This is a genomic window from Arthrobacter rhamnosi (genome assembly GCF_054510855.1).
Map to the genome: position 1 here is coordinate 438,376 of NZ_JBTNDT010000002.1, position 22,029 is coordinate 460,404.

The 22,029-nt window shown below is 70.2% G+C and carries 15 protein-coding genes; 2 read left to right on the plus strand and 13 right to left on the minus strand.

The window, feature by feature from the left end; genetic code table 11:
- Positions 1-58: 58 nt before the first annotated feature.
- Positions 59-1,255, minus strand: a complete 1,197-nt coding sequence (locus tag ACX80I_RS06450) for a low temperature requirement protein A (protein WP_459344289.1) — start codon at positions 1,253-1,255, stop codon at positions 59-61.
- Positions 1,256-1,396: 141 nt separating this feature from the next.
- Here ACX80I_RS06450 and ACX80I_RS06455 point away from each other — a divergent pair, with 141 nt between their 5' ends.
- Complete coding sequence (locus tag ACX80I_RS06455) at positions 1,397-2,209, plus strand: YsnF/AvaK domain-containing protein (protein WP_459344290.1); 813 nt, start codon at positions 1,397-1,399, stop codon at positions 2,207-2,209.
- Positions 2,210-2,306: 97 nt separating this feature from the next.
- Here the strand turns inward: ACX80I_RS06455 and ACX80I_RS06460 are convergent, their stop codons facing one another.
- From ACX80I_RS06460 to ACX80I_RS06490, 7 genes are all read right to left on the minus strand, one after another.
- Complete coding sequence (locus ACX80I_RS06460) at positions 2,307-2,705, minus strand: VOC family protein (protein ID WP_459344291.1); 399 nt, start codon at positions 2,703-2,705, stop codon at positions 2,307-2,309.
- A gap of 127 nt (positions 2,706-2,832) precedes the next feature.
- Positions 2,833-3,018, minus strand: a complete 186-nt coding sequence (locus ACX80I_RS06465) for a hypothetical protein (protein ID WP_459344292.1) — start codon at positions 3,016-3,018, stop codon at positions 2,833-2,835.
- A gap of 2 nt (positions 3,019-3,020) precedes the next feature.
- A complete protein-coding gene (atzF, locus tag ACX80I_RS06470) occupies positions 3,021-4,871 on the minus strand; it encodes an allophanate hydrolase (protein ID WP_459344293.1) in 1,851 nt (616 codons plus the stop codon).
- Positions 4,868-8,599 (minus strand): urea carboxylase, encoded by a 3,732-nt coding sequence (gene uca, locus ACX80I_RS06475; protein ID WP_459344294.1) that lies wholly within the window; start codon positions 8,597-8,599, stop codon positions 4,868-4,870. The genes atzF and uca overlap by 4 nt, the downstream gene beginning before the upstream one ends.
- On the minus strand, positions 8,596-9,261 hold the full coding sequence (locus tag ACX80I_RS06480; protein WP_459344295.1) for an urea amidolyase associated protein UAAP2: 666 nt from the start codon (positions 9,259-9,261) through the stop codon (positions 8,596-8,598). The genes uca and ACX80I_RS06480 overlap by 4 nt, the downstream gene beginning before the upstream one ends.
- Positions 9,258-10,133 (minus strand): urea amidolyase associated protein UAAP1, encoded by an 876-nt coding sequence (locus ACX80I_RS06485; protein ID WP_459344296.1) that lies wholly within the window; start codon positions 10,131-10,133, stop codon positions 9,258-9,260. Before ACX80I_RS06485 ends, ACX80I_RS06480 begins: the two co-directional genes overlap by 4 nt.
- A gap of 60 nt (positions 10,134-10,193) precedes the next feature.
- Entirely contained in the window at positions 10,194-11,690 is a 1,497-nt protein-coding gene (locus ACX80I_RS06490) for an amino acid permease (RefSeq protein WP_459344297.1), read from the minus strand.
- A 211-nt stretch (positions 11,691-11,901) separates the two neighbouring features.
- Between ACX80I_RS06490 and ACX80I_RS06495 the strand changes: the two genes are divergently transcribed.
- A complete protein-coding gene (locus ACX80I_RS06495; protein WP_459344298.1) occupies positions 11,902-12,606 on the plus strand; it encodes a TetR/AcrR family transcriptional regulator in 705 nt (234 codons plus the stop codon).
- Between the two features lie 150 nt (positions 12,607-12,756).
- On the opposite strand, the gene ACX80I_RS06500 is transcribed toward ACX80I_RS06495, so the two are convergent.
- The 5 genes from ACX80I_RS06500 to ACX80I_RS06520 all read right to left on the minus strand — a co-directional run bounded on the left by ACX80I_RS06500 (position 12,757) and on the right by ACX80I_RS06520 (position 21,997).
- A complete protein-coding gene (locus tag ACX80I_RS06500; RefSeq protein ID WP_459344299.1) occupies positions 12,757-14,370 on the minus strand; it encodes a phospholipase D family protein in 1,614 nt (537 codons plus the stop codon).
- 334 nt (positions 14,371-14,704) lie between these two features.
- The gene (locus tag ACX80I_RS06505) at positions 14,705-14,881 is read right to left on the minus strand and encodes a helix-turn-helix domain-containing protein (protein ID WP_225437255.1); all 177 of its coding nucleotides are present in this window, start codon (positions 14,879-14,881) and stop codon (positions 14,705-14,707) included.
- Positions 14,882-15,204: 323 nt separating this feature from the next.
- Positions 15,205-18,390, minus strand: a complete 3,186-nt coding sequence (locus ACX80I_RS06510) for a glycoside hydrolase (protein WP_459344300.1) — start codon at positions 18,388-18,390, stop codon at positions 15,205-15,207.
- A 42-nt stretch (positions 18,391-18,432) separates the two neighbouring features.
- Positions 18,433-20,469 (minus strand): beta-galactosidase, encoded by a 2,037-nt coding sequence (locus tag ACX80I_RS06515; protein ID WP_459344301.1) that lies wholly within the window; start codon positions 20,467-20,469, stop codon positions 18,433-18,435.
- Positions 20,470-20,644: 175 nt separating this feature from the next.
- The gene (locus ACX80I_RS06520) at positions 20,645-21,997 is read right to left on the minus strand and encodes an ABC transporter substrate-binding protein (RefSeq protein WP_459344302.1); all 1,353 of its coding nucleotides are present in this window, start codon (positions 21,995-21,997) and stop codon (positions 20,645-20,647) included.
- Positions 21,998-22,029 lie beyond the last annotated feature (32 nt).

Here is a 22,029-nt window from a genome sequence, read left to right on the forward strand (position 1 = left end):
ACCGACGCGATGGGCTCCGCCTCCTCGCTCCGGCACGACTCCTCGATCCCGCCGTGGGTCACCGCCGGGCGCGGACCCTGTCCCGGGTCTCGGCATACAGGGAGCTCTCCGCCGCGACGAGGACTCCCGTCACTCCGGCGGCGAGGGCCAGCGCCCCGAGGGGTGCAAGCTGCGCGGCGGCCGGCAGAAGCAGGAGCAGCGCACCAGCACCGCCGAGCCGCCATTTCTTCCAGCCGCCTCCCACCCGTCGCCAGAAAGCGGCGCCGCCCAGCAGATAGAGGGCGGTGCCGCCGAAGAGCGCGAATGCGCCGAGGATGCCAAGGCCCTCCGTCTCGTCGACGTGTGCCAGGACGTCCTCGATGCCGAGCGCGGACAGCACGATGCCCGCCACGAGCGGCAGGTGCAGGTAGGTGTAGGCATCGACGGCGGCGGAGGCACGATCCCTGCCGCGTAGTGTCGCGAAGCGATGCTCGGCAGCGATGGCCGTGACATCGAAGTAGAGCCACCACAGGCAGATGGAGAGGGCGATGCCGCACATGGCCCCGAGGAGGATCGGGATGCTCACAGGTTCCTGGGATGCGCCCACCCCGATGGCCACGATCGACTCGCCGAGGGCCAGGATGACCACGAGCCCGTAGCGCTCGGTCCAGTGCGCCGCCGAATGGACCCGCCAATTCCCGCTCGCGGACGTGAGGTAGGTGAGTGTGACGTCGACGGTCAGCCCTGCGAGCCAGAACCAGGTCTGGGAGGCGCCGCCGATCAGCGCGCCCATCACGATGAGTACCGACCCCGACACCATGGCGACCGACGTCGTGAGGACCTGGCGCTGGAGCGGCTTGTCCTCCATTGCCGCGTAGGCGTACAGCACCAGGTGCAGTACGCGCACGACGACGTAGGCGAGCGCCAGGACGAGGGGGCCGCTGAGGCCGCCCGCGAGGTCCTCGAACGACTCCGGGATGGCGAGGGAGGCGATGAACATGGCGATCATGACGGTGGACAGCCCGAGGCGCATGATGCCTTCGTCCACGTGCGTCTGGTTGGCGAGCCACGAATAGCACACCCAGGACCACCACAGCATGCCGAGGATGATCATGCCCTGAAGGATGCCGGGGAAGGAGTGCGCGTGCGCCATGAAACCGGTGACCTGGGTGAAAGCGAACACGAAGACCAGGTCGAAGAAGAGCTCGAAGGTGGTGACGCGGTGTGATTCGTCGGAGACGCGCACGGCGCGGATGGGCCTCGGCAGGAGTGGCATGGGGACAGGATAGGGCCGTCACGGCCGATCACCGAAGGGCCAGGAGGGCGCGCCCGCCGACCCCCGAGTAGTAAGCATGCTTGCTATCCGGTCGGGTGGGACCTACGGTGAAGGGAAGTCAACCTCCTCGAAAGGGCAACCATGATCTCGCTCGACCAGATGAAGGACTCGATGAACGCCGGCGCCAACGTGCTGAGCGAGGACGGAGCCGTCCTGGGCCCCATGGGCCAGCTCTATGTCGACGACGCCACCGGGGAGCCCAGCTGGGTCACGGTGGCCACGCACAAGGTCGGGAACCCGGAATCCTTCGCTCCCCTGAACGGCGCCACCCTCGAGGGTCGCGACGTCCGCCTGCCCTACACCCACGCCAAGGTCTACGACTCCCCGAAGATGTCCCAGGACGGGCACCTCAGCCCCGAGGAGGAGCAGCACCTGCTCCGCTACTACGGCCTCATGGCAGCGAAGGACGACGACGTCGCGACCGACGGGCGCGTCTCGGACGCGGCCCCGGTCCGCACGCAGTCGTCGCGTCCCGAGGGCGACTACGCGATGACGCGCTCCGAGGAGCAGCTGCGCGTGAGCACGGAGATCCGGGAGACGGAGCGCGTGCGCCTCGTCAAGCGCGTGGTCACCGAGGACGTCACCATGACGGTGCAGATCCGGCGCGAGGAGCTCGTGGTCGAACGAGTGCCCGTCAAGGACGGCACGCCGTTCTACGACGACGGCAAGGGATCGTACACGGACGCCGAGCGGGAGCGGCTGTACTCGGCGGTGGAGACCGCCTTCAACGGCGACACCGTCGAGGTGGTCCTCTACGAGGAGAAGCCGCGCGTCGAGATGGACGTCGTCCCCATCGAGCGTGTCCGGGTGAGCCGCGAGGTGCACACCCAGGACGAGGTCGTGGGCGGACAGGTGCGCAAGGAAGTCATCGAGACGGAGCGCGTCGAGCTGTAGTCCGGCGCCGGCCTGCTGGAGTCCGGACCGACCAGATGACGGAAGATACCGCGACGGCGACCCCGGAGCGGTATCTCCCGTCGTCCGGCGCGGAGTTCTAGTACTCCCGCGACGACAGCACGCAGAACTCATTCCCGTCGGGGTCCGCGAGGACCTCCCAACTGACATCCGGACCCTGTCCGATGTCGATGCGCTTCGCGCCGAGGGAGATGAGCCGCTCGATCTCAGCGTCGCGGTCCTGGCTCGTGTGCGGAGCGAAGTCGAGGTGCAGGCGGTTCTTGCCCTGCTTCTCGTGCTCCACGGGCACGAAGACGAGGCCCGGCGGTACCTGCTCGAACCTGAGCGTCGGACCGAGGTCGCGCGCCCATGGCGGCACGGCCACGGCCTCGTCGTCGGTCTCGAACATGATGTCCCAGCCGAGCGCATCGGCCCACCAGTGTGCCAGGGCCCGGTGGTCCGTGGACTCGATGACGGTTGAATACCAGCGCAGTGTCATGCCCTGATTGTGCCCCGAGGGGGCCTCCCGCGCTCGCTGTCCCGGACAGGAAGTGTCCGCAGAGGGAACGACGGCACGAGGGCAGCCGTCGGCGCCACCCCGCGATCGGTTCGCCGACCCCGCTCGGTCAGGTCTCCTCCCGGGGAGTGGTCCTGCCCGGTATCGGGCAGACCACGTCACCGGGCAGGAGCCAGGAATAATGCCAGTCCCCTGCGTCGTCGTTCCCCGCGGGCCGTACACCCCACCACCGGGTCCGCCACCCGGTTCCGGTCGTCCCGTCGTCGATGCCGTGCGTGCCCGCCGAAGACGCCACGGCTACTGGCGCCCGACGTCGGCGTAGCTGCCGCGCCCGAGCGCGGTCACGAGGAAGTCCCGGACGGCGCCATGGGACCGCTGTTTCGTGGCTTCCGTTCCGGAATCCTCCGGTCCGGGCGGGGCCGTCGCCGCGAGCCAGTCGCCGTAGTCCGTGATGTCCCTGCCCGTAGCGGCGGCGATCGCATCGCAGGCGAACCCGACGGCGGTCGTGCCGTCGTTCAGGACGACGGATCCGAGCAGCATGGGCTCGGGCAGCGCCGCCAGGAAGCGTCCGAGTGCCGCCTCGGAGAGGATCCATCGCTCGGCCACTAGTTCCGCGCCGTCGTCCGAGCGGTACACGCCCGGTTTCGGCGGCTGGGTGTCCAGTGCCACCATGCGGTAGCGGGCGGCCGTGCGGACCGGACCGTCCCAGAACCCGCCGAGTTCCTCGAGGTCCCGCGCGAGGACCTGGCCGCGGCGGTGCGCGCCCACGACGACGAGCGGGACGCCGGCCGCTCCGGCTGCCAGCGGCCAGGGCTCCGCGGTGTCCATCGGGCCGACCGCTCCGGGGGCGAACAGCGCGGGAGGAGCCGGTGTCCGTTCGATCCGGCGGGCGATGTCCGCGACGACGGCGTCGTCGAAGGTGCGCCCGACGACCGTCACGCCGAACTGGGCTTCCTCTACCTCGCCCACCGGCACGGCGACCGCGCACATGTCGAAGAGGTTGCAGAAGTTCGTGTACGTCCCCATGCGGGAGTTGACCCCGATCGGATCCGCTGCCACCTCGGCGAGGAGGGGATGCAGGGGAGCCGTGGGCACCAGGAGGGCGTCGAAGCCCTCGAGCTGCGCGAGCGCGGCCCGCTCGAGGTCGGCCAGCCGGCCGGTGTCCGCCACGTACTCGTGGGCAGCCAGGGTGCCGGCGCAGCGGATGATGCCGGCGACGGTGGGATCGAGGCCTGCGGGATTGCCGTCCGCAGTGGCGCTGTCGACGAAGGCTCCGACGGCGGCATGGCGCTCCGCCACGAGGGCCCCGTCGTAGAGCAGCCGGGCGGCCTGCAGGAATTTATCGATCGGAAGGGGCTGGACGTCGACGCCGGCCGCCTCGAGCCGGGCGACCTGGCGGCCGAATTCCACAGCCCAGGCCGGGGACAGCTCGGGCAGCTCGGCCGGGTAGGCGACGCGGGGCCGGCTCGGGGCCGCGAGGCGTACCGCGGACGGCCACGGGCGCGCCCCACCGGCCATGACACCCATTGCGCGCTCGGCCGTGGCGAGGTCCCGCGCGAGGATCGTCACGGCATCCCAGGAGCGGCAGGCGGGCACCACGCCGTCCGTGGAGACGACGTGCAGCGTGGGCTTGATGCCCACGATGCCCTGGAGCCCGGCGGGGACTCGCCCGGATCCGGCCGTGTCGGTGCCGATCGCGATGTCCGCGAGGCCCAGTGCGACGGCGACAGCCGAGCCGGAACTCGATCCGCCGGAGATGTACTCCGGGCGGCGGGCATCGCGCACCGCCCCGTACGGGCTGCGGGTTCCCACGAGTCCGGTGGCGAACTGGTCCAGGTTGGTCGCACCCAGTACCACGGCGCCCGCGGCCCGCAGCCGGCGCACTGCTTCCGCGTCCTCCTCCGGGAGGTAGGAGAAGCCCGGGCACCCGGCGGTGGTGGGGATTCCGGCCACGTCCACGTTGTTCTTCACGGCGAGGACGAGTCCCGCCAGGGGAAGCTCCTCGCCGCCGCTCACCCGGGCGTCGACGTCGGCGGCCTCGGCGAGGAGGTCCTCCGCCGTGCGGACCGTCACCCAGATCTCGGGCCGGTCCACGGCGTCGAGGGCCGCGAGTGCGGTGCGTACGCGGTCGGTTGCCTGGGTGCTCATGCAGCTACCTCTTCCGTTGCGCTTGCTTCGGGTTCCGGGGTGGACGACGGATGGGGCTCGAGCTCCGGCGATGCGCCGAGGACCACCAGTGCCTCGCCGGCCACGACCTGGGACCCGGCGACCGGCAGGACCTGCAGCACCAGTCCGTCGCAGGGTGCGGTGAGGACGGTCTCCATCTTCATGGCCTCGAGCGAGACGAGGGGCTGTCCCTTCAGGACGGTCTCGCCCTGTGCCACATCCACTTTCCAGACGCTGGCGGCGAACGGCGCGGAGACCAGGGACGCGCCGTCGGGCACCACCAGGTCCTCCGTGTCCGGAACGGTGGCGGCTGCGGCATCGGCGCGGTCGAACTCGCCGGCGTCGGCCCATGCCTGGCGTTCGACGGCGAAGGCGGCGGACTGCTGCACGCGGAACTCCGCGATGGATGCGCTGTTCTCCTCGAGGAAGCGTTCGTGCTCGGCGAGGGAGAAGGTCCCCTCCTCGATCTCGACGCCGCGCCCGCGGCCTGCCGCCATGTCGGCGCGCAGGTCGAGCAGTTCCTCCGGGCTGACGGGGTACCAGGAGATGCGGTCGAAGAACCGCAGCAACCACGGGGATCCCGGCTCGAACGGTGCCGAGTCGGCGTAGCGCGACCAGACCTGGGTGGTGCGGCCCACGAACTGGTAGCCGCCGGGTCCCTCCATGCCGTAGATGCACATGTACGCGCCGCCGATACCGACGGCGTTCTCCGGCGTCCACGTCCTGGCCGGGTTGTACTTGGTGGTGACGAGGCGGTGCCGGGGATCGAGGGGCGTCGCGACGGGCGCGCCGAGGTACACATCGCCCAGGCCGAGGACGAGGTACTCGGCGTCGAAGACGGTGTCGAAGACGTCATTCACCGAGTCCAGTCCGTTGATACGCCGGATGAATTCGATGTTCCACGGGCACCAGGGGGCGTCATCGCGCACTCCGGCCATGTACCGCTCGATCGCCTCGCGGGTCGCGGGGTCGTCCCAGGACAGGGGCAGGCGCACCGAGCGGCTGGGCACCACGAGTTCCGAACTGGCCGGCAGGGCGCTCTCGATGTCCTGCACCACCTCCAGCAGGCGGCGGCTGGACAGGACGGAGGGGTCCACCTTGATCTGCAGGCTGCGGATCCCCGGCGTCAGGTCGACGACGCCGGCAAGCCGCATCTGCTCGATGGCCTGGTGCAGGGCGTGGACCCGCGCCCGGAGGCCGAGGTCGAGGACCATGTCGCCGTACTCGACGAGGAGGTTGTCGTCGCCGGACCGCCGGTATGTCACGGCGGGCCTGCCCGGTTCCTCCGCCACACGTGCCAGCACGCCGTCGTCGCCGTATCCGCCGCGGACCAGGTGCTGGTGCAGGGACGAGGTGCCCGCGCCGGACGGGAGTTCGGGGGCGTCGGGCAGGATCAGCTGCCGCCCGGGACCGAGGTCCCGCAGCGAGGGCGCCTGGACGGTGCGGACCGGCACGAAGCGCACGGTGTCGCCCGGGCGGAGCTGCCCGAGCTTCCAGCGGTCGGCCGCCACGACGGTCACGGGGCAGACGAACCCGCCGAGGCTGGGTCCGTCCGGTCCGAGGAGGATGGGCGTGTCCCCGGTGAAGTCCAGTGCGCCCACGGAGTAGGCGGTGTCGTGGATGTTGGAGGGGTGCAGGCCCGCTTCGCCGCCGTCGTTCCGCGCCCAGCGGGGCTTGGGCCCGATGAGCCGGACGCCGGTGCGGGCGGAGTTGAAGTGCACCTCGTAGTCGGTGGCGAGGAGATCGTCGATGTCTTCCCTCTGGAAGAACTCGGGCGCTCCGTGCGGGCCCTCGACCACCGTGAGCTCCCACCGGGACGTCAGGGCGGGCCGGGCGTCGAGCGCCACCGGGGACGATCCCGTGGGCGAGTCCGTGGGCACGGTCCTCAGGACGTCACCGGTGCGGAGGACACGCCCGGCGTGCCCGCCGAACTGGCCCAGGGTGAACGTGGAGGCGCTGCCGAGGTACAGCGGGATGTCGAGGCCCCCCGCGAAGAGGATGTAGCCGCGCAGGCCGGCGCCGTCCGCGCTCCCGACGTCGAGTGTTCCGCCCGCGGGAACCGTGACCGGCTCCCAGGCCGCGACCTCGGCGCCGTCCACCGTCACCCGGACCTCTGCACCGGTCACGCACAGGGTCGTGGCGTGCGAGAAGGTCAGGCTGGGCCCGGTCATGGTGAACTCGAGGCCCGGAGCGCCCTCCGGGTTCCCGAGGGCCTGGTTGCCCAGCCGGAAGGAGAGGTCGTCCATCGGGCCGCTCGGCGGGACGCCCACCTGCCACAGGCCCGTGCGGCCCGGCCAGTCCTGCACACTCGTCTGCAGGCCGGGCCGCTCCACCGTGATGCGTGGTTCGGGATCACCGACCGTATCGAGGGTGCTGGTCGAGTGTCCGGCCGCGCGGACGACGTCGAGCGTGCTGACGGCGCGCAGCATGCCGAGGTTGGTCTCGATGCCGTCGATCCGCGTGCCGGTCAGCGCGCCGGCCAGCCGGTCGAAGGTCTCGCCGCGGCTGGTGCCGGAGGCGATGATCTTCGCCAGTAGGGGATCGTAGTTGGTGGAGACCTCGCTGCCGGTCTCGGCCCAGGTGTCCACCCGGATGGAGTCCGCCTCCGGGTAGGCGGCGTTGGTGATCGTGCCCGCGCTGGGCTGGAAGCCGCGGGCGGGGTCTTCGGCGTAGACCCGTGCCTCGACGGCGTGGCCCGAGACCGGGACGCTGTCGGGGACACCGGCGAGGACGGCCGCGGCGTCGGGCCCGCCCTGCGCGAGGCGGAGCATCCACTCGACCAGGTCGACGCCGGTCACGGACTCCGTGACCGGGTGCTCGACCTGCAGGCGCGCGTTCACCTCCAGGAATGAGGCCTCCTGGCGGACGGAGTCGTAGACGAACTCCACGGTCCCGGCGGAGCGGTAGCCCAGCGATGCGCACAGCGCGCGCGAGCTGCGGTGCAGTTCCTCGCGGAGGGCGTCCGGCAGGTCCGGCGCGGGCGCTTCTTCAAGGACCTTCTGGTGCCGGCGCTGCAGCGAGCAGTCGCGGTCGCCCAGGCTGACCACCCGGCCTTCGCCGTCGCCGAAGACCTGGACCTCCACGTGGCGGGCGTTCTCCACGTACCGCTCCGCGAAGACGCCGGCGGTGCCGAAGCTCGCTCCGGCGAGGCGGGCCACGCGGGGGAAGCTCTCCGCGAGTTCCTCCTCGCTGCGGCAGACGGTCATCCCGATGCCGCCTCCGCCGCCGGTTGCCTTCAGCATGAGCGGGTACCCGATGGCCGCCCCGGCTGCCAGGGCGTCGTCGACGCCGTCCAGCAGTCCGGAGCCCGCGATCATGGGGACGCCGGCGGCCTGCGCGGCGTCGCGGGCGGTGTGCTTGGTGCCGAAGGTGCGGAGCTGGTCGGGCGTGGGACCCACGAACACGAGCCCGGCTGCCTCGACTGCCTCCGCGAAGTCGGCGTCCTCGGACAGGAAGCCGTAGCCGGGGTGGATGGCGCCGGCACCGGTGGACGCCGCGGCTGCCAGCAGGGCCTCGACGCGGAGGTAGGACTCCTTGGCGGGTGCCGGGCCGAGGAGCACGGCCTCGTCGGCGAGCCGGACGTGGCGGGCGCCGCGGTCCGCCTCGGAGAACACGGCAACCGTGCGCAGGCCGAGCGCACGGGCCGATTCGATGATGCGGCAGGCGATCTCTCCGCGGTTGGCCACCAGCAGGGTGTCGAAGCGGTTCATGCGGCAGTCTCCGGGCGTGTGACGATTATGCGGACGGGTGTCGGATTGAAGCCGTTGCAGGGATTGTTGACCTGGGGGCAGTTCGAGACGAGCACCAGGGTGTCCACCTCGGCCCGGAGGGCGACGCGCTTGCCGGGCGCGGAGAGGCCGTCGACGATCCCCAGGGCGCCGTCGGGATCGACGGGGACGTTCATGAACCAGTTGATGTTGGAGACGAGGTCCCGCTTGCCCAGCCCCCAGCGGGAGCCCTCGATGAGGAAGTTCTCCACGCAGGCGTGCTGCTCACGCGTGTGCTGGCCGTACCGGAGGGTGTTGGATTCCTGGGAGCAGGCGCCGCCGATGGTGTCGTGCACGCCCACCTCGTCCGCGACCACCGTCATGAGGGCGAGGCTCGTGTCGGCGCGGAGCACGGAGCCGGTGGTGAGGACGATGGAGCGCTGCTGCGCGATGGTGACCGGCGCCGAGTACCGGACCGTGGTGTCACCGGCGGCGTAGAGGAGGCAGTCGACCGCCTGATTGCCGTCGAGGTCCACGATGGTGAGGACGTCGCCCGCGGAGACGACTGCGGACCACGGTCCGCGTGCTTCGACGTACTCGTCGAGGACCACGGCTCCCGGGACGAGGGCGGCGTCGGTCGCCTGCTGCGGAAATGTAGTGCTCATCGGGTGCTCCTTGCGGCGAGGTCGTGCTCGGTGTTGTCGAGGGCCTGGAGGTGTTCGGGCGCCAGCGGCCCGATCAGGCGTCCCTCGGCCAGTGCGGCGAGGTCCTCGGGCGCCCGCCATGCGGTGATCCCGACGGTGCTGCCGGTGAAGTCGGCACGCGGGTCGAGCGGGTGTGCGGTGTTGGCCAGCACGACGACGGCGTCCAGGTGCAGCAGCAGGTCGACGTGCGCTCCGGGGCCGGCGCTGCCGGTGAAGCGGATCCCGCCGTCCGGGTCCACCTGGATGCCCTTGAAGAGGGTCAGCGACGGGGCGACATCCCGTGGGCCGAGGCCGCTCTTCAGTGCCCCGAGGGTCAGCAGTTCCCGTGCGGCGGGGGAGTCGCTGTGCGCCGTCCCGGCCCCGTAACGGGCGGTGTTCCCGGCCAGGGTGGTGGCGCCCGTCAGGGCGTCGTGGCTGCCCGAGGTGTCCTCGACGATCGTGGCCAGGACGCGGCCGGCGTCGGACAGGAGGGGGTGCCCGGTCCCGGGGTAGGCCTGCCAGGGCACCTTGACGGTGTCGGCCGCATTGAAGCGTTCGTGGAGGGCGCCGGCCCGGTACAGGAGGGTGTGCACGCAGGCATCCCCCGTGTCCGTGAGGCGGAGGCGCGTGCCGCGGGCGAGGTGCAGCGTCGTGTAGCGGCCGAAGGCCAGCGCCTCCGACCAGACCAGGCGGTCGGCGGCACCGTCGGGCAGTACGTCCGTGAGCCGGGAGGGTGCGGTGGCCACCGGGATGTGGCGCATCGTGTCCGCCGTGCGGCGGTGCTGGTCCCGGGCGTGGGCGCGGGCTCCGGCCGTGGTGGCCGTGCCTGCCGGTGTGTCGGTGGTCTGTGTCATGTCGATCCTTGTCGATCCTGGTGGTCGGTGCGCAGTCTGCTGCGGGGTGCGGGCGGGGTACTAGGAGGTCCTGGCTGCGATGCTCCGGCGGATCCAGAGACCTCCGAGCAGCACGACGGTGACCATCAGGGGGGCGGAGTAGAGGAGGATGCCGTTCTCGCCGGCGGGGTCGTAGACCTCGGGGCGGGGCCAGGACAGGTTGACCACCATGACGGCGCCGTAGAGGACGGCGAGCACGTTCACGGGCAGGCCCCAGCGGCCCAGGGAGAAGAGGCCCGACGGCATGGTCTGGCCCACGCGGTCCCAGTCGCCGCGCAGCCGGTTGATCAGCTGCGGGACGGTGACCAGGAGGTACGCGATGTACACCATGACGATGCAGACGCTGGTCAGGGTGGTGAAGAGGGCTGCGTTGCCCACGTTGATGGCCAGGACGCCGACGGCGAGGGCGCCGATGGCGATGGAGGGCCACATCGGGGTGCCGCGGCGGGGGTGGACGGTGGAGAGCAGGGTCGAGGCGGGGAGCTTGCCGTCCCGTGCCATCGAGAAGACCAGGCGTGAGCCGGCGGTCTGGATGGCGAGGGTGCAGACGAAGATCGCGATGGCGACGTCGACCAGGAGGACCTTGCCCCAGAAGGTGCCGAGGACCGCGGTCAGGACGTAGGGGAGCCCTTCGGTGGCCAGGCGGCCGTCGTCGAGGCTCGGTGCCGCCATGAGCGCGGTGATGATCATGAGGGCTCCGCCGACCCCGGAGATCGCCAGGGCGGAGATGATGGTGCGGGGTGCGGTGCGGCGAGGGTCCTTGGTCTCCTCGGAGAGCTCGCCGGCCGAGTTGAAGCCCACCATGACGTAGGCGGCCATGAGGCCGGAGACGAGGAACGCCCCGACGGCGCCCAGGTCCGAGCCCTGCAGCGCCGTGGTGTCCAGGACCACGTCGGGCCCGCGCTGCGCCGCGGTGAGAAGGGCGAGGACGACGGCGATGACGCCGACGATCTCGCAGGTCACGCCCACCGAGTTGATGTGGGCCATGAGCCGGACACCCATCGCGTTGATGACGGTGGTGGCGACCAGGAGGATGGCGCCCAGGACGACGGCGTTCGCGGCGCCCGTGACGGTGTTGAGCGCAGGGTCGCCGCCGACGAGCTGGAAACCGCTCCACAGCTGCGGCAGCACCACCTGCAGGGCGATGGCTGCGGCGGCGGCCGTGACCACCTGTGCCACTGCCATGAACCAGCCGGCGAACCAGCCCACCGTCTCGCCGCCCACGCGCCGTGCCCACTGGTACACCGCGCCCGACAGCGGATAGCGGGCTGCCAGTTCGGCGAAGTTCAGGGCCACGAGCAGTTGGCCCACGAGGACGATCGGCCAAGTCCAGAAGAACGCAGGACCGGCGAACGAGTACCCGAAGGCGAAGAGCTGGAAGATCGTGGTGAGGATGGAGACGAAGGAGAAACCCGCCGCGAAGGACGCGTAGCGGCCCAGCTTGCGGTGCAGGGAGGGCTCATAGCCGAGGGAGGTGAGGTCGGCGTCGTCCGGGTGGGTCGAGGTGGGAATCGTCATCGGAGGTCTCCGTGGTTCGAACGGGATGGGTGCCGGTGCAAGCGATGGGGCACTGCGTAATACCGGTCACTTGATAGTTTTCCAATCCGAGGTCCCGCTCGGGTTTCACGGATGTAAAAGGCTCGTGAGCAGGTTATTTCCGCTATGTTTCGGCGTTTCCCGCGGGCGGTACCGCGCCGAGAGGGGTTCCTCCGGGTGCAAGAATGAGGCCGTGACCCTCACCGGACCGGGACGTCCCCGCACGCGCCAGTCGACCCGCCCCGGAGCCACGGCCCGTGAGGAGATCCTCGACGCGGCGGCGGAGCTCTTCACCACGCAGGGCTACGCCACCACCTCGACCCGCGCCATCGCGGACGCGGTCGGGATACGGCAGTCCTCGCTCTACCACCACTTCGCCACGAAGGACGACATCCTCGAGGAGCTCCTGACCGGAACGGTGGCAGGGGGGCTGGTCTTCGCCCGTGCAGCGTCCGCCATCGGGGACGGCACCGTCTCACCCGCCGCCCGGCTCCATGCCGTGGCGTTGTTCGACGGGACGCAGCTGTGCAGCGGGCGGTGGAACATCGGGGTCCTCTACCACCTGCCGGAAGCCCGGGACGAGCGCTTCCGCTCATTCCTCGCCGACCGCGGGGAATTGCGCGGCCTCTACCGTCGGCTGGGCTCAGCCGCTGTCCCCGCACCGCTCTGGTCCGGCGATGCCCGCCATCACGGCGAACTCGCCTTCCGCCTGGTCGAATCCCTCGTGAGCCTTCGAGCCGACGGCCAGGTCACGCCCGACTCGCCACTCCAGGTGGCGGACGCAGCGATGGTGCTGTGCGGCGCCGGGAGCTCCCTCGGGACCATCCGGGCGGAGAGCTCCGCGCTCATCGGGCGGCTGGGGCGCGATCTGCCGGACGCCGTGGCCGGCGCGCGCTGACCGGGGAGTTCAGCACCTACTACGGCGCCGCATGGGCATCAGCCGGGCGCCTCATGCTCGAGACGGACACGCTGGGCGGCTGTCCGCCCTTGGCGCCCCCATAGGCCGTAACGGCGGACACCGCGCCGGTAGAGCGCTGATATGGCTTCCCTAGAACTCGGACGTGCCGCGTGATCGGCGGGGACGGCCGTCTGGGTCGACGACGAGGCGGCTGAGGGGCTCCGCCCAGAGACGTTGGAGAGGCGACACGGGTGCCGGGGTGTGGCGCCGTACCTGCCCTGGAGGACGGGGTGCGCGGCGGCCGGCATCATGCCACCGGTCCAAAGCGTCAGCTGTACTGTTCCACAGATCGAACCCTGCTGCCGGGTCCTGGAGGCGGGGGTCGTCCTGGTCCAGGCCCAGGTGTTCGGCCCAGAGTTGCAGCCGGAACTCGCGGGCCAGCGGGCGGTAGGAGTCCTGTCCGGTGTCCGTGCGGGTCGTTTCCGACGTGCCGCTCGTGGTGTCGAGTACGGCGCAGGTGAGCTCGCTGTCCGAGGTCCACGACCGACGGTTGAAGTTGTCCGAGCCGCAGGCGAACCAGACGTCGTCGATGATGCAGATCTTGGCGTGGACGTAGATCGGTGTTCCGGCCTTATTCTCCAGATCGAACACGCCGACCCTGCCGGGCGCAGCCCGGTGCAGTATCCGCATGGCGCGCACTTGCCCGATCCGCCGGGGCGGCCCTCCGAGGAGGCCGTCGGAGTCCGGGTACCGGGGCACGACCGCGATCACCTTCAGATCGGGGTTGCGTTTCAGGGCCGACGCGATGCCGGCCGCGACCTCTGTCGACCACAGGTACTGGTCCTCGATGTAGATCAGCGAGCGGGCACGGGAGAAGGCTTTCGCGTAGCCACGGGCAATGCTCCGGTCCCCGTCGGGCGCGAAGGGGAACGGGGGATGCTTCACGCCGTAGGTGCGCAGCAACTGCACGGCATGGGGGCCCGCCGGTGGTGGAGGTGGAGCAGTGGCTGGAAGAGGTTGAGGGTGCCGGGGCATGCGGGCGAGGCGATGCAGCAGCATACGGTAAGGGGTGCGGTGGTCCAAGGGATGCGGGTCGTTCCACCGTTCGGCGAACAGTGCGAGCACGTCTTCCACCACGGGCCCGCGGAGTTCGAGGGCCGCATCGTGCCACGGCGGCCGTTTCCCGTACCGGGGATCCATCGTCACTGCTTGCGGATCTCCCGCATGGCCGGCGTCGTCCCGCCTGCTGTGGGAAAGGTCGATTCCACCGACGAATGCGACGTCGCGGGAGGGGTCGTCACGACGCCGGATGACGAAGAGTTTCTGGTGGTGGGAGCCGAAGAGGCGGACACGCTGATCCAACAGCACTTCTCCGCCTGCGTCGTTGACCTGGCGGCTCATGAGTTCGTTGGACCGGCCGCTGATCGGCGCCGACACGCGCTCTCCGTGGGATCTCCAGATCAGGCCCCGCACTTCCACACCTCTGCGGGCCAAGTCCGCAAGCAAGGCGCCGATCGGCGGGCCGTCCTCCGTCAGCCGTTCGTCGCCGTCACCGCGCCAGTCGGTGAACCACACGCGGTCTCCCTCGCGCAGGGCCGTCAGCTCTTCGTGCAGTCGGGCGAAGTAGGTAGCTCCATGAATGAGGGGCCGCACGAGGTTGCCCTCGGACCAGGACGGCGACCCAGCACCGCCTGCGTGCACCTCTGTTGCCAGATTCCCCCGCTCGTCACGGCTCAGGAACCAGCTCTCCACTCCACCGTCCACTCGATGCTCCTTTCGGGGCCCGAGGCAAGGCCGCTAGTACACGGTCTCCAAACTAGCCGACGACCGTGCCGATTCAGGGCATTGGTCGGGGTCCAGTCGCGCACTCCAGCCGAACGACGCGCCGAGACGGGTGTCCGAGCACCCACAAGGCTGGCGTGCCAGCACCTCGCGGGGCGTCAGAGGATCGGCGCGTCAGGATGGACCCTCCCGACGCGTGATACGCGCGCGGCATTAGGGCCCGCCTGGATCCGCAGTCACTCGAGGACTCGCATCACCGCTACCTTCCAGGGCGCCGGTGAGCAGACGCCGTTCAGGGCGCACTCCGAGCGGCCGATCAGTGCCCTGAGTTCACGGAGTCGAGGTACTGCTGCACTGCCGCTTCCGGCACCCGGTAGGAGCGGCCGAACCGGATACCGTGCATCGCGCCGGACTGCACCAGGCGGTACACAGTCATCTTCGATACCCGCATCTGGGCGGCTATCTCCGCAACCGTCAGTAGGTTCTCTGTCATGGGGTTGTGTTATGCGCCATTGTTAACTGCTCCTTGAGACCCGTTCGCCACTCCTGTGTCTCTGCTAACAGTGGTCGGCCCCGGTGGTCGGCGCACGAGTAATTACTACGTGTTTTGTACGGCGCGAGCAGCAAGTAGTGGGGGCGGCGGTGGTCGCGGGGTCATCGCACTGGGGGTTGTTTCTGATGCCGAGGCGGGACTCGCGGCGGCACTCGCTTTCCTCCGCACGTCCTGGATTCGCTGCATAGCAACCGGCGGTGACGGCACAGACGACAACGGGGCGCCCGCTGCCGCGGACGCCCCGTTGTGCTGGGTCGGAAGCCCTACTGCGTGATGTCCACCCGGTAGGTGCTCGTGGCCGAACCGTCCTCGCTCGTCACCGTGACAACGGCGGTCCGGTCAGCGCCCGAGGGCTGCGTCACGGACACCGTCGCGTACGGGTCGGCCGGAACGGCGGACAGGGCGGGGAGCTTGCCCCGCGACGCCACCGAGTAGGAAGTCACGGCGGGATCGAAGCCGGCCACGGGCGTCCCGTCGACGCTGATCGACGCGAGCGCCGCATCCGACGATTCCGCAGGAACGGCACCGAGGACCTCGATCTCGCTGACCACCATGTGCGTCTGCGAGCGGGCCGTCATCACCACGCGCACGCTCGACGCCGTGATGCCGTCGAGCGGCAGGGTCACCGCCGGGGCGGGAGAGCCACCCGGGACGCTCACCGGACCGCCGGCGTTGGTCCACGCACCATTCGCGCCCTGGACCTGCAGCTGCAGGGTCTGCGCGTAGCTGTCCGACGATCCGTCGCGGAAGAAGTGCACGACCACGCCGCCGAGGGTCTGCGCCTCGGGCAGCGTCACGGTCAGGGTGTCGGCGGCGTTCTTGGTGCCGGAGCGCCAGTTGGACCAAGCCTTGTCGCGGGTGTCGCCGTTGAACAGGCCGGCCGTGCCGTAGCCGGGTTCGGTGTAGGTGGCGCTGGCGGTGGTGCCGCCGTCGTCGGCCACGTTGTCCAGCGTGCCCGCGGTGACCTGGATGCGGACGGTCGCCGGGAGCGTGCCACCGTTGCCGTCATCGGCCGTGCCCGCCAGTTCGTAGACGCCGGGAGCGGGGTAGCTGACCGGGGTGCTCCAGGTCACCGGGCGCTCGGCCGTGCCGCCCTGGCTGCCGACGGCAGTCACGGTGGCGGGCAGTTCGGGCAGCCCGTTGACCACGGCCTTGGCGCGGGCAGGCTGCGTGGAGACGAGGGTGTCCACGGTGACCGTGAGTTCCACGGGGAACTGCGTGCCGGTGATGTCGGTCGCGGTGCCCTTGACCTTGACGGTGCCGGGCTTCTTCCAGCGGTTGTCGTTCGGGATCTTCCACTCGACAGGGATGGTTCCGCGTGCGCCGTCGCGGTAGACCGGCGTCACGGTCTTCGGCAGCACCGGTGCGGTGCCGGGGACGGTGAACGCGGTGGAGTCCTGCACGGAGAGCACGGTCTCGTCGATCAGCGTCCAGCGCTGGTTGGTGCCGGAGTTGGCGACATAGAGGGTCACGGGAGCTCCCTCGGAGGTCTTCCCGCCGCCCACCTCGAGCAGCAGGCCAGTCTCGGCGTTCACGAAGGTGTACGTGCCGTCGCCGGTGGTCGAGGCGATCCAGGCCGCGCGTGGGTCGGCTCCGACGGGAGCGACGACGGCGGCGCCGCCTGCGTCCGCGAGTTGTGAGGCGCCGTCGAGCGTGGCGATCGAGTAGCGCTCGCGGTTCGTGTTGTCCTCGCCCAGGCTGGTGAAGCGGAACAGCTGCCCGGCGTCCGCGGGGTCGCTCGCGCTGATGACGGCGGTGCCGCCGGTCGGCTCGATCGACTTGCCGCTCTGTACGCCCTGCAGCCGGTACACGTGCCCGTCCTGGAGAGCGGCCGCGTCCTCGGCGACGCCGGAGACGCCCTCGACCACGAAGGTGGTGACGGACCGGGCGGGCGCGGTGACGACGGCGGAGCCACCCTCGATCGCGACCGCTCCACCCTCCACGAGGGCACCGTTTGCGTCGCTGACCACGGGGGTCACCGTCGCACCGGGTGCCACGGATCCGAACTTCGAGAAGTCGAGGACCACGGGCTTGGCATCGGCGGACTCGTTGATGTGGACCACGGCGGCACCGGTGTCGGTGATGGCGGCGGTGGTGTCCTCGTCGTTCACCTGCACCAGGCGGTCGCCGGGCTGGATGTAGTGCGTGTAGTTCCGCACGGTGTTGAACTTGGTGTTCGTGTAGATGGGGCAGCTCTCGAGCGTGTCCGCATCGGTGCAGTCGAACGGCATCTGGATGCTGCCCCAGTTGGCGCCGGCCGCGCTCTCGCCGCCGGGCTTCATGTTGTCGTAGTCCTCCACGGGCTGCCAGAACACCCAGGCGCTGGGCTCGAGCTCGCGGAGGTCGTCCGTGATGCGCTTGGCCATGCCGAGGCCCGGTTCCATGCTGGTGAAGCTCTGGCCGTTGCCCCAGGAGCCCTCGACCTCGCTCATCCAGAGGGGCTTGTCCTCGCCCTTGGCGATGTCCCTCACCGTGGTGCGCTGGCCGGTGCCGTAGGTATGGACGTTGAGCTGGTCCACCAGGTCGCGGACCTCTGCCGGATAGCTGTTCCAGTTGGTGGCGAAGATGCCGGGATTGGTCTCGTCCATCGCGGAGATCGTCGCGTCCGTACTGGAGGCGTCGAGCTTCGGCGCGAGGCTCTTCAGGACCTGCTGCTGGAGCTGGGGGCTGATGTGCGCGCCCTCCTGGCGTCCGCCGACGGGCTGTCCGCCGGCATCCAGCCGCGTGCCCCAGTAGTTGGTGTTCGGCTCGTTGAACGGATCGAGCGTGTCCACCGTGATGCCGTGGGCGTTCTCGAGCTCCTCGACCACGCGGACCAGGTACGCGTTGAAGTCGTCGATGCTCTCGATCTTCAGCTGGTCCTTGTTCGCGTCGAAGCCGCCGGAGACGTAGCCGCTGACGGTCTGGAACCAGGGCGGCGAGTTGCTGAACGCCTCCCAGTGGGTGATGTCCTGCTTGATGCGGTCGATCCACCAGCGCTGCGTGGCATCCGCCTCGAGGTTCCAGTCGGCGGGATCCTCTGGGTCGAACCAGTCGGTGTCCGCGCGCGTAGTGCCCTCGGGGGCGTTCCACCAGCCCTCGACGGCACCGCCCGGGCGCAGGTAGTCCTTCACGTCGGGCGCGTTGCCCCCGCCGATGTTGTAGCGGGCGATGTTGAGGTTGAGGCCTTCGGGCCCGAACACCAGCTCCGCGAGGCGGTTCCGGATCTCGTCGGGGTAATCGCCCGTCGCGTTCGCGAACCACACGAGGCTCGTGCCCCAGCCCTCGAACTCATCGCCCTGATAGGAGGGGTCGGGCGTGAGGGTCAGGGCGCCCTCCGGGACGGCCGGCGGTGCGGGCGGGGCCGGGGGCGCTGCCTGCGCCGCACCCCCGATCAGGGAGGCGGCTGCCAGGACGGCGGCCACCCCCGTGGCTGCGGCCTGAGTGGCGCGCCTGGATCGATTCGTCATTGAACGTGTTCCTTCCAGCAAGGTGGGTACTGCGTGATGGTCCTAGGTGGTGCGGCCCTTCCTCGTGAGGATGGCGACGGAGCGGGGAGCGAGCTTGGGCTCCTCTCCCGTGAGAAGGTCGCCGTCGACGCCGGTGATGTCCACGGGCTCGTCGGTGCGGTTGATGAGGAAGACGTAGTCGGCGTCGTCGTCCGTGCGCAGCACCTGCTCGACGGCGCCGCGGAGTTCGGCGGGCAGCTCGCTGGCGATCCCGGCGCGGGCGGCGAGGCCCGCGAGGACGGGCTCGAGGCCTTCCGCGCCGAGGCGCGCTCCCACGTAGGCGGCGCTGCCGGAGCCGACCTGCCGTCGGGTGACGGCCGCATCTCCGGCGTGCTCCCCGATGGTGTATCGGGTGAGGACCTCGACGCCGTCGGCACGCGGCAGCACGCGGTCGGCCCAGCCCGTGGCCGTGGTGCCGTTGTCCAGGGAGACGGTCTCGCCGTCGAGCAGCGGGCCGAACTCGTCGATACGCACGCCGAGCAGGTCCGCGAGGGCGCCGGGGTAGCCGCCGAGCCAGATGTGGTCGTTCTCGTCGGTGATGCCGCTGAAGTAGCTCGCCACGAGGTGCCCGCCGCCGGTCACGTAGTCCTCGAGCCGCGCCTTCAGGGCTGCCGGGACGGTGTGCAGGATGGGCGCGACGACGAGCCCGTAGCCGACGAGGTCGGTGGCGGAGGGGACGACGTCGGCGCGGATGCCGAGCGCTAGGAACGCCGAGTACCAGTCGAGGGCCTCCTGCTTGTAGCGCAGGCGGTCGGACGGGTGGGAGTCCTGCTCCGAGGCCCACCAGGAGTCCCAGTCGAAGAGGATCGCGGCGGGTGCTGCGCTGCGGCGGGAGCCGACGACGTCGGACAGCGAGGCGAGTTCCCGGCCGAGGTCGACGACGCCGCGGAAGATCGGGCTGTCCTCGCCGGCGTGGGGGACCATCGCGGAGTGGAACTTCTCGGCGCCGGCCTTGGATTGCCGCCACTGGAAGAAGCAGACGGCGTCGGCGCCGTGGGCCACGTGGGTGAGGGAATCCCGGCGCAGTGCCCCGGACTTCTTCGGGGTGTTGACGGGCTGCCAGTTCACCGCGCTGGTGGAGTGCTCCATGAGGAACCAGGGCTTCCCGCCGGCGATGTTGCCGGTGAGGTTCGCGGAGAAGGAGAGCTCGTCGACGGCCTGCGGGCCGGGGACGAAGTAGTGGTCGTTGGCGACGAAGTCCAGCTCGGCGGCCCAGTCGGCGTAGTCCATGCCCTTGGTCTCGCCCATGACCATGAAGTTGGTGGTGATGGGGATGTCCGGGGTGATGCTGCGCAGGATGTCGCGCTCCTCGCGGAGGTACTGCTTGAGGGCGTCCGAGGAGAAGCGCTTGAAGTCGAGTTGCTGGGTGGGGTTGGGGTGCGAGGCGGCCTGGCGCGGGGGCAGGATCTGCTCGAAGCGGGTGTAGCGCTGGGACCAGAAGTCGGTGCCCCACGCGTCGTTGAGGGCGTCGATGCTGCCGTAGCGGTCGGTGAGCCAGGTGCGGAAGGCGCGGGCGGCGTCGTCGGAGTAGTCGTAGATGTTGTGGCAGCCGAGCTCGTTGGAGATGTGCCAGGCGCAGACGGCGGGGTGGTCCTTGTAGCGCTCGGCCATCGCTGTGACGAGCTTCAGGGCGTGCTCGCGGAAGACAGGGCTGGTGGGACGCCAGTGCTGGCGGGCGCCGGGCCAGAGGGTGCCGCCGTCCTGCGTGACGGGGAGGATCTCGGGATGTTCGGTAGCGAGCCACGGCGGCGGGGAGGCGGTCGCGGTGGCGAGGTCGACGGCGATGCCGTTCGCATGCAGGAGGTCGATGACCTCATCGAGCCACGCGAAGTTCCACTCGTCCCGCTCGGGCTGCAGGCGCGCCCAGGAGAAGATCGCCAGCGACACCACGTTGACGCCGGCCTCACGCATGAGGCGCACGTCCTCGTCCCACGTCTCGCGCGGCCACTGCTCGGGGTTGTAGTCGGCGCCGAAGGCCATGCGCCTGCGGTTCGGCTCGGACGGCCAGCGCAGCCAGCGGTGGGGAGTGGGTGTCGACACGGTGGAGCTCCTTGGCGGTGATTCTCGAGGCGTTCGGGCGCGGTCGCGCCGCCCGCCGTCGTCGTGCCCTTCCCGTATCCGGGCGAGGGACGACGACGGCGGGTACAGCTGGGATCGATCAGGTGGAACGGACCGGGCGGATGCGCGCGAGCTCCCGCCCGGTCCGGGTCTGGTGCTACTCCGAGACGGTGAAGCCCTGCTCGGTGCCGTACTTGATGCTCGCGTCCTGCCAGCTCTTCAGCCCGTCCTTGAGCGGGGTGTCCGAGACGTAGGCCTGGCCCACGGTGTCGTTGAAGATGCTGTTGGCGTAGACCTGGAAGGGCAGGTAGGACCAGCCTTCGGGGACGTTCCGAGCGGACTCGGCGAAGATCTCGTTGGCCTTCTGGCCGCCGAAGTACTCGAACTCGGAGTTCAGGAACTCGTCCGATTCGAGGGCCGCCGACGTCGCGGGGAACGCGCCGCCGTCGATCCGGGTCTGGACGCCGTCGCCCACGTTGGCGTAGTCGAGGAAGGCGTACGCGAGGGCGCCCTGCTCGCTGGCGGTCGGGATGGTCAGCGAGCTGCCGCCGTTCTCGGCGCTCGCCGTGCCGCCCTCTTCCCACTGGGGAAGCGGTGCCGCACGCCACTTGCCGGCTGCCGTGGGGACGCCGGAGGTGAAGTTGCCAGGCATCCAGGCGCCGGTGGACAGGGTGGCGATGGTGCCGTTGCCGAGGCCCTGGTACCACTCGTCGCTCCAGGAGCTGATGGGTGCCAGGAGGTCCTCGTCGAGGAGCTGCTGCCAGGTCTCCGCGAACTTGGTGGAGCCCTCGTCGGAGAAGTCGATCTTCACGTCGGTGCCGTCCACCATGTAGGGCTTGCCGCCGGCCTGCCAGATGAGGCTGGTGGCGAAGCCGGCGTCGCCCGTGTCATTGGCGATGTACACCTTGGGGTCCGCCTTGTGGAGCGTCCGGGCCGCCTCGATGTACTCATCCCAGGTGGTGGGGACCTCGACGCCGTACTTCTCGAAGACCTCGGTGTTGTAGAACAGGGCCATGGGCCCGGAGTCCATGGGCAGGCCGTAGATGCCCTCGCCCGCCTGGACGGAGCTCCACGGGCCGGGGCTGAAAGTGTCCTGCAGGTCGCCGGCGCCGTACCCGCTGAGGTCCTGCACGGACTCGGCGAGGGCGAACTGGGGGAGCGCGTAGTACTCGACCTGCGCGACGTCGGGCACGCCCGAGCCGGCGGCGATCGCGTTCTGCAGCGCCGTGTACTGGTCGTTGCCGGTGCCCGCGTTCACGAGGTCGATGTCCACGTTCGGATACTCGGCCTCGAAGTCCTCGACGACCTTCTCCAGCGTGGGCTCCCAGGCCCAGACGGTGAGGTCGCCACCCTTCTCGAGGGCTGCCTGGACGTCATCGGCGCTGACCTCTGCGGGTGCCGCACCGCCGGCGTCGTTCCCGCCGCCGCCACCGCAGGCGGTGAGGGCGAGGGCTGCCGCGAGGGCCAGTGCCGAACCGCGCAGCACCGCCGGGGAGATTTTGCTCTTCATGGGGTTCCTTTTCACTTCATCGTTTTTCGGAA

Bases quoted from the DNA above. Each gene is read 5' to 3' on its own strand.
- ACX80I_RS06450 (WP_459344289.1), bottom strand. From the start codon at position 1,255: ATGCCACTCCTGCCGAGGCCCATCCGCGCCGTGCGCGTCTCCGACGAA.
- ACX80I_RS06455 (WP_459344290.1), top strand. From the start codon at position 1,397: ATGATCTCGCTCGACCAGATGAAGGACTCGATGAACGCCGGCGCCAAC.
- ACX80I_RS06460 (WP_459344291.1), bottom strand. From the start codon at position 2,705: ATGACACTGCGCTGGTATTCAACCGTCATCGAGTCCACGGACCACCGG.
- atzF (WP_459344293.1), bottom strand. From the start codon at position 4,871: ATGAGCACCCAGGCAACCGACCGCGTACGCACCGCACTCGCGGCCCTC.
- uca (WP_459344294.1), bottom strand. From the start codon at position 8,599: ATGAACCGCTTCGACACCCTGCTGGTGGCCAACCGCGGAGAGATCGCC.
- ACX80I_RS06480 (WP_459344295.1), bottom strand. From the start codon at position 9,261: ATGAGCACTACATTTCCGCAGCAGGCGACCGACGCCGCCCTCGTCCCG.
- ACX80I_RS06485 (WP_459344296.1), bottom strand. From the start codon at position 10,133: ATGACACAGACCACCGACACACCGGCAGGCACGGCCACCACGGCCGGA.
- ACX80I_RS06490 (WP_459344297.1), bottom strand. From the start codon at position 11,690: ATGACGATTCCCACCTCGACCCACCCGGACGACGCCGACCTCACCTCC.
- ACX80I_RS06505 (WP_225437255.1), bottom strand. From the start codon at position 14,881: ATGACAGAGAACCTACTGACGGTTGCGGAGATAGCCGCCCAGATGCGG.
- ACX80I_RS06510 (WP_459344300.1), bottom strand. From the start codon at position 18,390: ATGACGAATCGATCCAGGCGCGCCACTCAGGCCGCAGCCACGGGGGTG.
- ACX80I_RS06520 (WP_459344302.1), bottom strand. From the start codon at position 21,997: ATGAAGAGCAAAATCTCCCCGGCGGTGCTGCGCGGTTCGGCACTGGCC.